Source organism: Rhabdothermincola sediminis (assembly GCF_014805525.1).
In the GTDB taxonomy this organism is placed as follows: domain Bacteria; phylum Actinomycetota; class Acidimicrobiia; order Acidimicrobiales; family Acidimicrobilacustridaceae; genus Rhabdothermincola; species Rhabdothermincola sediminis.
The window spans coordinates 1-13,673 of the sequence record NZ_JACFSZ010000012.1 but is presented as its reverse complement, the minus strand read 5'-3'; the positions used below and the strand labels follow the sequence as shown (position 1 = coordinate 13,673).

13 protein-coding genes are annotated in these 13,673 nt (G+C 72.1%); 7 read left to right on the top strand and 6 right to left on the bottom strand.

The features are described from left to right. The first annotated feature begins 28 nt into the window (after positions 1 to 28). Positions 29 to 1,384 (top strand): phosphoribosyltransferase family protein, encoded by a 1,356-nt coding sequence (locus HZF19_RS10885; protein ID WP_208028807.1) that lies wholly within the window; start codon positions 29 to 31, stop codon positions 1,382 to 1,384. Here the strand turns inward: HZF19_RS10885 and HZF19_RS10880 are convergent. Continuing rightward, complete coding sequence (locus HZF19_RS10880; protein WP_208028806.1) at positions 1,374 to 1,589, bottom strand: hypothetical protein; 216 nt, start codon at positions 1,587 to 1,589, stop codon at positions 1,374 to 1,376. The two genes, HZF19_RS10885 and HZF19_RS10880, sit on opposite strands and share 11 nt — an antisense overlap. 61 nt (positions 1,590 to 1,650) lie before the next feature. Here HZF19_RS10880 and HZF19_RS10875 point away from each other — a divergent pair, with 61 nt between their 5' ends. After that, positions 1,651 to 1,797: a hypothetical protein gene (locus tag HZF19_RS10875; protein ID WP_208028805.1), complete on the top strand. Its 147-nt coding sequence runs from the start codon at positions 1,651 to 1,653 to the stop codon at positions 1,795 to 1,797. 44 nt (positions 1,798 to 1,841) lie between these two features. Here the strand turns inward: HZF19_RS10875 and HZF19_RS10870 are convergent, their stop codons facing one another. Then, on the bottom strand, positions 1,842 to 3,230 hold the full coding sequence (locus HZF19_RS10870) for a WS/DGAT/MGAT family O-acyltransferase (RefSeq protein ID WP_208028804.1): 1,389 nt from the start codon (positions 3,228 to 3,230) through the stop codon (positions 1,842 to 1,844). An 87-nt stretch (positions 3,231 to 3,317) separates the two neighbouring features. On the opposite strand from HZF19_RS10870, the gene HZF19_RS10865 reads away from it, so the two are divergent. The 4 genes from HZF19_RS10865 to HZF19_RS10850 are packed head-to-tail and all read left to right on the top strand — an operon-like array spanning position 3,318 to position 5,746. Then, positions 3,318 to 3,728: an RrF2 family transcriptional regulator gene (locus HZF19_RS10865; RefSeq protein ID WP_208028803.1), complete on the top strand. Its 411-nt coding sequence runs from the start codon at positions 3,318 to 3,320 to the stop codon at positions 3,726 to 3,728. Then, positions 3,725 to 4,531 carry a YwiC-like family protein gene (locus tag HZF19_RS10860; protein ID WP_208028802.1) on the top strand — a complete coding sequence of 269 codons (807 nt, stop codon included), beginning with the start codon at positions 3,725 to 3,727 and terminating at the stop codon, positions 4,529 to 4,531. The genes HZF19_RS10865 and HZF19_RS10860 overlap by 4 nt, the downstream gene beginning before the upstream one ends. Positions 4,532 to 4,547: 16 nt before the next feature. Beyond that, positions 4,548 to 5,246: an iron-sulfur cluster repair di-iron protein gene (gene ric / locus HZF19_RS10855; protein ID WP_208028801.1), complete on the top strand. Its 699-nt coding sequence runs from the start codon at positions 4,548 to 4,550 to the stop codon at positions 5,244 to 5,246. Then, a complete protein-coding gene (locus HZF19_RS10850) occupies positions 5,243 to 5,746 on the top strand; it encodes a group III truncated hemoglobin (RefSeq protein ID WP_208028800.1) in 504 nt (167 codons plus the stop codon). Before ric ends, HZF19_RS10850 begins: the two co-directional genes overlap by 4 nt. Before the next feature lie 65 nt (positions 5,747 to 5,811). On the opposite strand, the gene dinB is transcribed toward HZF19_RS10850, so the two are convergent. The 3 genes from dinB to HZF19_RS10835 form a co-directional block, all read right to left on the bottom strand. Then, positions 5,812 to 7,305 (bottom strand): DNA polymerase IV, encoded by a 1,494-nt coding sequence (gene dinB, locus HZF19_RS10845; protein WP_208028799.1) that lies wholly within the window; start codon positions 7,303 to 7,305, stop codon positions 5,812 to 5,814. Between the two features lie 479 nt (positions 7,306 to 7,784). Further along, the gene (locus tag HZF19_RS10840) at positions 7,785 to 8,729 is read right to left on the bottom strand and encodes an acyl-CoA thioesterase (RefSeq protein ID WP_208028798.1); all 945 of its coding nucleotides are present in this window, start codon (positions 8,727 to 8,729) and stop codon (positions 7,785 to 7,787) included. A gap of 46 nt (positions 8,730 to 8,775) precedes the next feature. Beyond that, positions 8,776 to 10,554: an adenosylcobalamin-dependent ribonucleoside-diphosphate reductase gene (locus tag HZF19_RS10835; protein ID WP_208028797.1), complete on the bottom strand. Its 1,779-nt coding sequence runs from the start codon at positions 10,552 to 10,554 to the stop codon at positions 8,776 to 8,778. 192 nt (positions 10,555 to 10,746) lie between these two features. Here HZF19_RS10835 and HZF19_RS10830 point away from each other — a divergent pair, with 192 nt between their 5' ends. Next, positions 10,747 to 12,330 (top strand): alpha/beta hydrolase domain-containing protein, encoded by a 1,584-nt coding sequence (locus HZF19_RS10830; protein WP_208028796.1) that lies wholly within the window; start codon positions 10,747 to 10,749, stop codon positions 12,328 to 12,330. A 49-nt stretch (positions 12,331 to 12,379) separates the two neighbouring features. On the opposite strand, the gene HZF19_RS10825 is transcribed toward HZF19_RS10830, so the two are convergent. Beyond that, complete coding sequence (locus tag HZF19_RS10825) at positions 12,380 to 13,435, bottom strand: hypothetical protein (RefSeq protein WP_208028795.1); 1,056 nt, start codon at positions 13,433 to 13,435, stop codon at positions 12,380 to 12,382. Between the last annotated feature and the right edge of the window lie 238 nt (positions 13,436 to 13,673).

Here is a 13,673-nt window from a genome sequence, read left to right as displayed (position 1 = left end):
ATCAGCCTGCTGGCACTGAGGAGGGCGAATGCGCTTCACCGACCGCACCGAGGCGGGCCGGAAGCTCGCCGCCGTGCTCGAACCTCGATTCCGGGGCACCGACGCCGTCGTGCTCGGGCTGCCTCGCGGGGGCGTGCCGGTCGCGTTCGAAGTGGCGCGTGCTCTGGATGCGCCCCTGGACGTGATCGTGGTTCGCAAGCTCGGCGTCCCGTTCCAGCCGGAGCTGGCGATGGGGGCCATCGGCGAAGACGGGGTGCGGGTGATCAACGACGACGTGGTACGGCTGGCGAAAGTCAGCCACGCCGAGATCGCAGCCACCGAGGCGGCCGAGCGGGCCGAGTTGGAGCGCCGTGCCGAACGGTTCCGCTCCGGTCGGGCCCGGGTGCCGGTGGAGGGCAGGACCGTCATCATCGTCGACGACGGCATCGCCACCGGTTCCACCGCCAAGGCCGCATGCCAGGTGGCCAGAGCCCACGGCGCGACCCGGGTCGTCGTCGCCACCCCGGTCGCGCCTCCCGACTGTCAGGCCAGGTTCGCCGGTGATGCCGATGAGGTGATCTGCCTCCACCAGCCGAAGGAGTTCTGGGCGGTCGGCCAGTTCTACGTGGACTTCACCCAGACGTCCGACGAGGAGGTCGCCGACCTGCTCGCGGCGGCTGCAGCCCATAGCGGTGCCGCGACCGCGCCGGGCGACCCGGCCACCGTGCCGGGCAACCATCCGGGTGTCGACGAGGAGGTGGCGGTGCCCGTCGGCGGGGTCGAGCTCGGTGGCCACCTCTGCCTCCCCCCGGGGGCCGCCGGTCTCGTGGTGTTCGTTCACGGCAGCGGCAGCAGTCGCCACAGTCCCCGGAACCGGTACGTGGCGCAGGTGCTCAACGGGGGCGGCCTCGGCACCTTGCTGTTCGACCTGCTCACGCCAGCCGAGGAGGCGGACCGGACCAACGTCTTCGACATCGACCTGCTCGCGCAGCGCCTGGGCTCCGTGACCGCATGGGTGAGTGCGCAGCCGCAGGCGCGGGGCCTTCCCATCGGGTACTTCGGGGCGAGCACCGGTGCCGCGGCCGCGCTCTGGGCTGCCGCCGAGCCGGACAGCCGGGTCGCGGCGATCGTCTCGCGCGGGGGCCGACCCGACCTGGCGCTCTCGCGTCTGGCCGAGGTCCGGGCGCCGACCCTGCTCATCGTGGGAAGCCGCGACGACGTCGTGCTCGAGTTGAATCGCCGCGCCCAGAGCCATCTCCGGTGCGAGAACCGCCTCGAGGTGGTGCCTGGGGCGACGCACCTGTTCGAAGAGCCCGGAACGCTCGACCAGGCGGCGGCCCTGGCCAGGGACTGGTTCACCAGCCACCTCGCCACCGCCGCCCCGGGCGGGACGGTCAACCGGTGAGGGTCAACCGTTGAGGAAGGAGTCCGAGGTGCGGGCGCTGGTGGTCTACGAGTCGATGTTCGGGAACACCCATGTGGTGGCTGACCACATCGGCGCCGGCCTGGCCACTGCCTTCGAGGTCACGGTGACCCCGGTTGAGGGTGCGGACCCGCCAGCGGTCGCCGGAGCCGACCTGCTCGTCGTCGGGGGCCCCACCCACGCGCACGGCATGACCTCTGCCCCGAGCCGGCGGTTACCGGCTCGCCACCGACCCGGAGAGCTTCCTCGTGGACAAGGAGAACCGTCTGCTCGGGGGCGAAGACGAGCGGGCCCGAAGCTGGGGGGCACACCTGGCGGAGCTGGCGGCCGCGCCCGCCATGCCCGAACGGAGCAGCGGTGGCGGCGACACGTCGTCTCCGGCACCGGGGCGGTGATCCGGCCAGGCCGCCGCATCGGCGATCGCGAGCCCGGGCGCCGATCAGCCGGCAGCACGTAGGAGGTCGTCGATCGCCGAGGGGATGCCGGCGGCGAGGATCCCGACCTCGGGAACGGTGTCGAAGTCACCCGTGACCCCGAACGACAGCCGCCCGTTGTAGGACAGGATCGCGGTGCCGACCCGCACACCGTGGCTGAGCGGGACGAACGGCCGGTACTCGAGCATCTCCCGTCCGAGGCAGTACAGGGGGAACTGCGGCCCGGGGACGTTGGTGGTGACGGTGTTGATGGAGCGTTGGGGCAGCGCGTGCAGCAGTCTGATCGCCCAGCGGCTGACCGTGCCGACCACCATGGGCGGTGCGAGCTCGCCGACCGTGGTCACCGCCTCGCCGGCCTCGGTCATGTACGAGTGCTTGAGCGCGGTCATCTGGTCCCGGACCGCGGCGAGCCGCTCCAGCGGCTCCGAGAGGTGGACGGGCAGCTCGCAGAGGACCGCGGAGACGCGGTTGTCGGGCATGCCGCGGGCGTCCTCGCCCCGCACCGACACGGGGATCAGGCTGCGCACGACCGCCGAGTCCGGATCGTCACCCCGCACCAGCAGGAGCTCGCGGTAGCCGTTGGCCACTGCCGACAGCACCACGTCGTTCAGCGTTCCTCCGAACACCTGACGGATGCGGCGAACGTCGTCCATCGAGGCCTCGGCATGCGCCCACACCCGGTGGGGTCCGATCGCTCCCTCGATCGACAGCGGTGGAGTGGGCGCCAGGTGCCGCCCGAACTGGGCGAGACCGGCACCGGTCCGGGTGAGCGAGCGGGCGGCCGCCAGCGGGTCCCGCATGGCGGCCACCGCCCGCTGCGCCAGACCCGCCGCGTCCCGCGCCAGCCCGGCCCACGCGTCGAGCACCAGCGCGGGGGCGGGCGGTTCAGGCTGCGGGGTCCACGGTTGCGGGTCCGGTACCTTTGCGTCGCGCTCGATGTCGAGGAGCACCGTGAGCAGGTCGACACCGGAGATCCCGTCCACCAGGCAGTGGTGCACCTTCGAGATCAGCGCCCAGCGCTCACCGGACAACCCCTCCACCAGCCAGCTCTCCCACAGCGGCCGGCTGCGATCGAGCGGCTGGGACATCAGCCGGCCCATGAGCCGGCACAGCGCCTCGTCGTCGGCGGGACGCGCCAACGCCGTGGCCCGCACGTGGTACTCGAGGTTGAAGTGCGGATCGTCGACCCAGACGGGTCGACCCAACTCGAAGGGCACGCTTCGCACCCGCTGGCGGTACCGGGGAATGAGGTGCATCTTCGAGCGGAGCAGGCGCAGCAGGTCGTCGATCGTCGGGCTCGGCCCCTCGAAGACCGAGATCCCGGCGATGTGCATGTGGGCGACACCGTCCTCCAGGTGGAGGAACTCGGCGTCGAGCATGCTCAACCGCTCCACGGTCACCTCTCCATCCAGGCACAACCGGACCCCGGCGGGAAGGGCAGAACGTCATGCCATCGCCCGCGCAATCTGTAGTCTTTTACTATGCGACTAGAGATCACCCGCCGGGCCGATCTCGCCACCCGCGCCCTGCTGACCCTCGGCGCGGCACGAGGCCGGCTCAAAGCAGCGGAGCTGGCCGCACGGGTGGACGCCTCGCCCGGCTTCCTGGCCCAAGCCATGACGCCCCTGGTGAGCCGGGGTTGGGTCCGCTCCGATCCCGGGCCCACCGGGGGCTACACCCTCGTGACCGATCTCGACGCGCTGTCGGTGCTCGAGGTGATCGAGGCGGTCGAAGGGCCCACCGACACCGCGGGTTGCGTCCTGGAGGATCGCCCGTGCAGCCGGGGTGGATACTGCGCGCTGCACGTACCGTGGTCTCGGGCACGCACCCTCCTGCTGCAGGACCTGTCGGACACCACGCTGGCAGGCCTCGCCGGTCGGGGCTCGCGATGAAGCAGCCAGGCGTCGCCGTCGCCCCCCGATCTCCGTCGACCCTGCGGTCCGTCGCGGTGCCGAACGAGCACGGCGGCTGGGGCCTCACCGGGGAGCCGGTGCTCCTCGGGCTGCTCATCGCCCCGAGCATCGCCGGTGTGCTGCTCGGCTTGGCCGCCGTGGGTGCCTTCCTCCTGCGCCAACCGTTGCGGGTGGTGCTCGTCGACCACCATCGGGGTCGCGACCTCGCCCGCACCCAGCTCGCCCGCACCGTGGTGCTGGTCGAGGGCGCAATCCTCGTCGTCCTCGCCGCCGGCGCAACCCTCCTCGCCGGCACCCGCCTCTGGTGGCCCGCGCTGGCCGCCACCCCTCTCGTGGCTCTGGAGCTGTGGTTCGACAGGCGGTCGCGCAGCCACCGGCTCGCACCGGAGCTCGCCGGGGCGGTGGGCGTCAGCGCAGCGGCGGCCATGATCATGATCGCGGGCGCCCACGCCTCCACCGAGGCGGCCGCAGCATGGTTGATCCTCGGGGCGCGGGTCACCACCGCGATCCCCCACGTCCGGGCACAGATCGCCCGGCTCCACGAGCGACCGACGTCCGACCGGACGCTCGTGGCCGCTGACCTCCTGGCAGTCGTGCTGGCAGCCGCGGCCACCGTCGCTGATCGGGCCTTCGCCGCCGGTGCGGTCGCGGTCGTGGCGGTGATCGCCGTCCAGCGCTTCACCGCCGACCAGCGCGTCGCCCCCAAGGTGCTCGGCATCCGCCAGTCGGTGATGGGCCTCTCGGTCGTCATCGCCACGGCGCTCGGGTTCCATCTCGCGTGAAGGAAGGAGCACTTCCATGACCGAGGATCCGACGCTCGCCTCGCTCGTGACCGCCAACCCTGCTGCCGCCAGGGTGCTGGAGCGACACGGCTTGGACTACTGCTGCGGCGGAGCCCAACGGCTTCGAGACGCCTGCGCCGCTCGGGGCATCGATCCCGACCAGGTGGTGGCCGAGCTCGCCGCCGAGCCGGCCGTTCCGGCACCGGAGTGGGGAGCCATGGACCCCGCGGAGCTGGTCGATCACATCGTGGCCACCCACCACGCGGCCCTCGACGCCGAGCTGCCCCGCCTGCAAGCACTGGCCACCAAGGTCGCCGGTGTCCATGGCGGCCGGCATCCGGAGCTGGTGCACGTGGCGGAGCTGGTCGAGGCGTTGCGGGCCGACCTCGAACCGCACCTGGCGAAAGAGGAACAGGTCCTGTTCCCCATGATCCGCGAGCTCGCCGGAGCCACGACGCGTCCGGCCTTGCACTGCGGCACGCTCCAGGCGCCGATCCGGGTGATGCTGGCGGAGCACGACCGCACGGGCGAGCTGCTCGCGCAGCTGCGGACGCTGACCGCCGGCTTCACGCCGCCCGCGGATGCCTGTGCCAGCTACACCGCGCTGTACGAAGGTCTCGCGGCGCTCGAAGCCGACGTCCACCTGCACGTGCACAAGGAGAGCAACGTGCTGTTCCCCGCGGTCCTGGCCCTCGAGTCAGACCTGAGGAGATGACCAGCGAGCCCACGCCCCGCGATCTCGACATCCGGGAGCACGTCGAACTGCTGGTGCACGCCTTCTACCGGGACGTGGCGACCGATGACCTGCTCGGACCCATCTTCGAGGGGATGGGCGTGGACTGGCCGGCACACATCGCCACCCTGACCGACTTCTGGTCGTGGCAGCTGCTCGGTGAGCGTGGCTATACGGGAAACCCCCTGCGGGCCCACGAGCCCGCCCACCAGCGGTTCCCGTTCACCGACGCACACTTCGAGCGTTGGCTGGAGCTGTTCGCGGCGACGGTCGACGCACACTTCGAGGGGCCGCGAGCCGCCACCGCCAAGCAACGGGCCGCGAAGATGGCCGCCGCGCTCCGGCGCTTCCTCGCCGGCGAGGAAGCAGCGGGCCACGCTCCCGTGGTGCCGTTCCTGGCCCGGCGGGCGGGAGGTCCGGGACCGGGCACCGAGCGGAGCTCGGCCCCGCACCCCCGGGGTTTCAGCCAGCCGGCTCGGTGAGTGGGCGACGTCCGAGCAGCTCAGACCCGCGACGCCCGAGGGCCAGCGTCACGCCGCTCCCGGCGCTAGGCCTCGGCCAGCTCCCGGAACTCCTCGGGCACACCGCCGACGTCCGCGAGCGCCACGCCGGCGTAGCCCACCGCCCGGCGGCCGAACTTCGCACGCACGCCGTCCACGGCTCGATCGATCGCCCACCGGGCCGACCCGCCGGGCGTGCCCGGGCGGCGGCCTCCGTCGAGCCCCAGCGGCAGCTCGAGCTGCAGCGCGAGCTCGTCGACCAGGTTCGAGACGGAGATGGCGAGCAACGTGACCTCCCGCTCGAGCGGCTGCTCGTCGAGCACGAGCTGCGCCAGGTCCACCGCCACCTCGGTGAGGGTCAGGGTGGTCGAGACCGGCGCGGGGAGGGTGGCCGAACGGCTGACGGTGCGCAGGCCGGGGAACCGTACGGTCACGGTGACGGTCCGACCGGCCCGCCGAGCGGCTCGCAGCCGGGTGGCGACCCGGTCGGCGAGATGCCCGAGCACCGCCTGCAGGAGGTCGGCAGTGGCCTCCCGTCGACCGAGCGCCGACTGCGCGCCCACCGATCGCGACCGCCCACCCGGCGCCACCCGTCGCGGGTCGGCGTTGGCTGCGAGCGATGACAGCTTCCGGCCAGCGGCGAGACCGGCCAGCCGTTCGAGGGCCGCGGGCGACATCGCGGCCAGCTCCCCTACGGTGCGGATGCCCGCCCTCGCCAGCCGCTCCCGGGTCACGCGCCCGACACCCCAGAGCAACTCGACGGGGAGCGGATCGAGGAACGCCCGCTCCTGCCCCGGCTCAACGACCACCAGTCCGTCCGGCTTGGCCACCTGCGAGGCCACCTTGGCCAGGTGCTTCGTGGTCGCCACCCCGATCGAGACGGGCAGGCCGATCTCGGTGCGGACCCGGTCGCGGATCTGGCGAGCGATCTCCACTGGCGCGCCGAACAGGCGCGTCGAGCCGCGCACGTCGAGGAACGCCTCGTCGATCGAGATTCGCTCGACGGCCGGGGTGAAGTCCCCGAGGACCCGCATGACCCGGTCGCCGAGGTGCTGGTACTCGCGGAACCGCCCACCGACGAACTGCAGGTGGGGGCACAGCCGCCGGGCCCGCCAGGCCGCCATCCCGCCCTGTACCCCGAACGCCTTCGCCTCGTAGGACGCCGCCAGCACCACCCCGCCTCCCACGGCGATCGGCTTGCCGCGCAGGCGGGGGTCGAGGAGCTGCTCGACCGACGCGTAGAACGCGTCGAGGTCGGCGTGCAGGATCGTCGCGTGCTCAGCGGAGCCCACACCCGCCACTCTAGACGAACGTCTGTTCGATGAGGTCGTCGACACCCTCCGAGCGGGCCTCGCGGGCCAGGCAGCGGGCCCGCCGCAACGGCTGGGGGTCCGAGCAGTGCCGGTGCTGCGCAACACCACCTCGACCGCCACCTCGGTGCTGGTCCGCCAGGCCGCGTGGGCCACCAGCACCACGTCAGGCCGGCCATCGAGCGCCTCCAAGGCGTCGAGCAGCATGGAGCCTTCGCGACGGGCGAGCATGCCCGGGGCGTAGCTCGCTTCAGCCAGCGCCGGGACCACAACCCCCGACCGCAGCCGACCGTGCTCATCGACCAGTACCGCCGCGCACCAGGCGTGATCGCCGACGTGGCCCGGCCCCTGCTCACCCCCCTGGCGAACGCCACGAAGCACCCCGCCGCGATGAGCGGGCGGCCCGACTCGGGCTGCCAGGGCGCCGGTTCGGCTCCACCGAGCCGCTCCTGCACGGCCACGAGCGTGCGGTCGTCGCGCCAGTCCTGCCGGGGATCGTGGTCCACCACCGCGATCGTGGCCTGCAGGCGACCTGTGTGCCCAGGCGCGGACCCCGGGACCGCCGGACGACGACAGGTCGGTGGCCGCGTCCTGACGCTCGACGGTGCGACCGAAGTGGTGGAGGTCGCGGAGCACGGGGTACGCCGGTGCTGCTGTATCGTCGCCGTGGCGCTGGTGCAGCGGTCGGGATCCATCCGGGAGGTCCTCGCTCAGCGCACGACCCGGAGCAGGGCTTCCTGGGCGACGGAGAGACCCAGCACGCCCTCCTCGCCGTGCATGGTGCCCCGCATCAGGCCCCGGCTGCCGGCGTTGGACACCGCGTGACCGTCGTAGAGGAACCAGTCGTCGGCCCGGATCGGCCGGTGGAACCACACGGCATGATCGAGGCTGGCCCCCATGAGGCGATCCAAGGGCTGATCGGGCAGCGGCGCCCAGGCCATGAACACCGCCCCCATGTCGGAGAAGAAGGTGAGCACGCACTGGTGCACTGCGGGGTCGTCGTCGATCCGGCGGGTGAGGCGCATCCACGCGCGCCGGGTGGATGCGATCCAGCCGTGCTCGTCGGGCTCGGTGCCGCCGATCTCCCGCAGCTCGAACGGCAGCCGCGGTCGCTCCGATTCGGGGATGAACAGCATTCGGGTCGGGCTGTCGGCCGGCGCCGGCACGTCGGGCATCGGTTTCTGGTACTCCGCACCCGGCTCGTCCCGGTGGAACGATGCGACGAGGGTGAAGATCCGCTCGTCACCCTGGTGGGCCTCGACTCGCCGGGTGCTGAAGGAGCGGCCGTCGCGGAGGCGGTCGACCTCGTAGACGATGGGCTCGCCGGGGCGCCCGCCGAGCAGGAAGTTCGCGTGCAGCGAATGTGCCTGGTGCCCGGAAGGAGCCGTGAGCTGCGCGGCCCGCAGGGCCTGTGCCGCGACCTGGCCACCGAACACCCGCTCCCCGAAGCCCCGGTCGGGGTTGGGCACCTCGAACCGGTCGTCGCCCAGCGCCTCGAGGTCGAACAGCTCCAGGAGGCGATCCACCGGATCGGCAGGTGCCGCCCCGCCGGCGACCGCCGCGGTGGCGGCCAGCTCCGCGCGAGGATCGCGGCCCGGCTCGGAGCGCGGGGATCGCGCTCGTACCTCGCGGTCATCCAGTTCCTCGGTGGGCATCCCCTCAGCGTGGCCGATCGAGCGGCCCGAGGCCATCCGGCAGCGATCAGTAGTGGCACTCGCGAGCGGAGCATCCCCCCGAGAAGGTGGGGGCCACGGCGACCGCCGCCTCGCTGCCGGCCGGGGCGAGGCGTCGCTGGACCTGGTCCGGCCGGCTGCCGTCGCGGTAGACGGTGATGCCCTTCACCCCCGACCGCCAGGCGAGCCGGTAGAGGTTCCCGATGTCGCGGGGCGTGGCGTCGTTCGGGAGGTTGACGGTCTTGGACACCGCGGCATCGACGTGGCGTTGCACGGCGGCTTGCATCCGCACGTGCCAGGCGGGGGCCATCTCCAGCGCCGAGCGGAACACCCGCTTGATCGCGCGCGGGAGCCCGTCGATGTCCTTTACGCTTCCGGTGGCGGCGAGCTGGTCGAGAAGGTCGGTGGACCACAGCCCGGCCTCGCGCACGACGGTCTCGAACGCTCGGTTCACCTCCAGGTGGGCAGCGCCGAGCAGCTGCCGGGAGTACACGACGGCGAAGACGGGCTCGATGCCGGCGGTGGTGCCGGCCAGCAGCGAGATGGTCCCGGTCGGTGCGATCGACAGCAGCTGCGCGTTGCGGCGCGGCCGGCGGCCACGGCGAGCGAGCGTGCTGACTTCCCAGAGGGGGAACGGTCCGCGCTCCTCGGCGAGTTGCTCGCTCGCTCGCACCGCGTGGCCGGCGATCGTGCGGATGACGTTGGCGGCCGTCCGTATCCCCAGCTCGCTGTCATACGCGACACCTCGGAGCGCGAGCAGCTCGGCCAACCCCATCACGCCGAGCCCGATCTTGCGGGAGCCGTGCGCGGCGGCTTCGGTCTCGGGGGTCGGATAGGTGGCGGCGTCGATGACATCGTCGAGGAACCGCACCGCGGTCGTGACCACCTCCCCCAGGCGCCGCCGGTCGAGGCAGCCGCGCTCGACGAGGCGGGCCAGGTTGATCGAGCCCAGGTTGCAGGATTCGCCGGGCAGCAGCGGCACCTCCCCGCAGGGGTTGGTGGCCTCGATACGGCCGACGCTGCGCAGCACGTTCGCCCGGTTGATGCGATCGAGGAACACGAGGCCGGGGTCCCCGCTGCGCCAGGCTTCCTCACAGATCTGCTCGAACAGCTCGCGGGCGTCGATGTGGCCCGCGGACCGCCGGGTGCGCGGGTTGACCAACTCGAAGCGCTCACGCTCGACCACGGACCGCATGAACCGGTCGGTGGCGCCCACCGAGAGGTTGAAGGTGTGCAGCTCCTGGAGATCGTGCTTGGCCGCCACGAAGGCCTCGATGTCGGGGTGGGAGACCTCCAGTACGGCCATGTTGGCGGCCCGCCGCCGGCCACCTTCGCGCATCACGTCGGCCGCGGTGTCGTAGAGCCGCAGGAACGAGAGGGGGCCACTGGCCCGCCCGCCGGTGGTGCCGACGAGATCACCCGCGGGACGGATGCGGGAGAAGGAGAAGCCCGTGCCGCCACCGGCCTGGTGGATCAACGCCGCGTCGGCCAGGGTGCCGAAGATCGACCGCAGCGAGTCCTCGATGGGCAGCACGAAGCAGGCCGAGAGCACCCCGATCTCGGTTCCCGCGTTCATCAACGTCGGCGAGTTTGGCAGGAACGTGAGATCACGCATCAGCTGCTCGAAGCGCAGCGCCCACGACGTCGGATCCTGGCCGTAGCGGGACTCGACCGAGGCGATCGCCGCCGCGACCCGGGCGAAGAGCTCACCCGGCGACTCCACCACCTGTCCGGTGCGGTCACGGCGCAGGTAGCGCTCAGCCAACACCTCGCGCGCCGCGACGCTGAGCGGCAGCCCCTCTTCCATCACCGACCAGCGAAGCAGCTCCGCCGATCAGCCGCTCGGTTGGCGGGGACAACAGGGCACGGTGGCCCGCCACATCACCCCCGCGCTCGCCGACGGCGACGTTCCCGGCGAGGTGGGTCGCATGACCCCGGGGACCAGTCCGCTTCCTGGTGGTGGCGGCGAGTACGGTCATGCCGTCGAGGGGAGGCGATCATGCGCGGGACACGTCGGGGGCGTTCGTTACTCCTGGTCGCGGTCGTAGCCATCGCGGCGACCGCAGGCTGCTCGTCCGGTGAAGGCGCAGACTCCGACGTCGCTGGTGGGACGGGTTCCACGACGAGGAGCACCGTCGCCGGTCGAGCGCCGCAGGAGATCACCCGCCCGGCGGTCGAGGGCAACGGCGTGGTGCTCCCGCAACCTGCGACGGCCCTGCCCGAGGGGTACCTCCAGGAGGAGTTCTTCGTCGGCGGCACCGCGACCCGCTTCGCCGCGCTCGACACGCCCGACGATGGCTCCTGGACGGTGGAGCCAGCCGGCGAGGCCCCCTACCGAACCCGGGTGATCGCCCGACGGCCGGCCGACCCGGCGCGCTTCAGCGGCACGGTGGTGGTCGAGTGGTTCAACGTGAGTGCCATCGAGGCCGCACCCGACTGGGGGTACCTAGCCGGGGAGATCGGCCGCGAGGGCCACGCCTACGTCGGGGTCAGCGCTCAAGCGCAGGGCGTCGAAGGTGGCCGGACCATCCTCGACGTGCAGGTCGATGAGCAGGCGGCGCAGGAGGTGGGCGGCGCGCCGACCAGCAGCGGCTTGAAGAGCACCGACCCACAGCGCTACGGCCCGCTCGCCCATCCCGGTGATGCCTTTTCGTTCGACATCTTCAGCCAGGTCGGCCGGGCCCTGCAGACCGAGCCGGGTGCCCTGCTCGGTGACCTCCAACCCACACAGGTGCTCGCGGTCGGCGAGTCACAGTCGGCGATCTTCCTGTCCACGCTGGTCAACGCGCTGCACCCGCTCGACCCGGTGTTCGACGGGTTCCTGATCCACAGCCGGGGGGCCAACGTCGCGCCTCTCGACGGGGACTTCCTACGTGCCCGCTCGGGCCAGGACGTGTCAGCCGCGCTCCAACAGGCGGTCCGCCTGCGCACCGACCTGGACGAGCCGGTCTTCCTCTTCGAGACGGAGACCGACCTCACCCTGCTGGGCTATGCCCGGGCCCGCCAGCCCGACACCGACCGGATCCGGACCTGGGAGGTGGCCGGCACCGCGCACGCGGACGCCCACGTGCTGCGCTCGATCATCGGCGGGCCACGAGATCCCGGTGTTGGTTCTCTCCTCGGCTGCCCCCAGCTCATCAACACCGGCCCGCAGCACGAGGTGGTCCAAGCCGCGCTGCACCACCTGGTGGCCTGGGTCGCCGGGGGTGAACCTCCCCCCGCCGCCGAGCGCATCGAGCTCGCCCCCGGTGACGAGCAGATCGCCCGGGCCGCCGACGGGATCGCCCTCGGCGGGGTGCGAAACCCGCTGGTCGACGTGCCGGTGGCGACCCTTACCGGTGACCCACCCGGTGGTGCGACGCTGGCGGACCTGGCCAGCGGGTCGGGTGGCGTGTGCCTGCTGTTCGGGCAGACGATCCCCTTCGACCGGGCGACGCTCGTCGAGCGGTACGGGACGGCGGACCGCTACGTGGAGGCGTTCCGGGCCTCGGCGGACCGAGCGGTGGCCGCGGGGTTCCTGCTGCGCCCGGACGCCGACCAGTTGATCGCCGAGGCCGACGCGAACCGGGTGCTGTTCGGCTGATCCTCCGGCTGCGTGCAGGCTGCCCGGCCGGTGAAGGGCCCGCCAGCGCTCACTCCTCCGGCGGGAGCATCCGCTCCACCTCATCGGGCATCCAGGTGCGGGCCGCAGCACGCCCCACGTCTTTCACGTAGTCCCCACCTCGGCCGATGTGGTAGCTGTGCGCGTAGTAGTACTCCGCCATCTCGCGGTCGCAGTTCTGCTCGGTCATGATCCTCTGGATCTCCCGCTCGCGGTCGCGCTCCATGCGGTCCGCCACGTCGTTCACCCGGTCGCGGAACTCCTCGAGGTTGCCCATCTGCTCGACGATGGGACCGGCACCAGCCCAATCGGCGAAGCCCGTCGCCGCACCCTTGACCTGGTCGGCCGAGATGGCCAGGCCACCACCGACCGATCCTGGTTCGGCGCCGCTCTCGCCGGCCTGCCGGCGGCGATCACCCTCGCGCATCGCCCACTCGACGGCCCGCCGCTGGCGCCGGTTGAGCCGCCACTTGAACAGGAAGTAGGTCAGCCCGGCCGCACCGCCCCACACCAGCGCCAGCGCGACCAACTTGGCCGCCAGGTTGATGTCACCGGGTCCGTCGTCGGCCTGGCCCTTCTCGATCCGCACCTGCACGTCCGGCTCGCGCTCCAGCGGCGGGAGCGCCTCGGCGGCTCGGAGGTACTCCTGCTGCAAGCGCTCGGTCACCTCCGGGTCGGGCTCGAACGCCCCCGCGGGGAGCTGCGAGCTGTCGTACCACCCGCACACCCCGTTGAACGGAACCGTGTAGCCGACCGCGTTCGGCCCCTTCGTGCATCGCCAGACCTGACCCGGCCGCGGTGGTTGCTGGCCGGCAGGTGGGCCGTGGGGGATGAACAGGTAGCCACAGGTGAGATCTGGTGCACCGGCCCGGGTGAGCTGCTCCCACCGCACGCATCCCCAGACCTTCACCACGTCCCCGGCCACCTCCTGGGTGACCGCACCGCCAGGAGGCTGCTGGGCCCACTCGGATCGGTTCACGAGCGTGCCACCCGCCGGGATGTCCTGGGCCTGCACCGCCGAGGCAGCGAGGACCAGGAGGATCGTGACGATCGTGATCGCCGCCGATGCCGCGCCGATGCGACACATGACCCGTGGGGGCCTCCCACGGAACCACCGTTGCCTTCCGCCGAACATCCGCACCACCTCCTACTCGCCGCTACCCCACCGTTGGTGTGGGGGTGGTGATGGACCCGTGGCTCGTTCCACTGACCCAGAGGAGTCCATCACCATGACCCCGACAGAGATCATCTATCAGCGGCGCCGGCGTGTGCTCGAGCTGGCTGAGGAGCTCGGTAACGTGTCCGAGGCGTGCCGGATGGTGGGT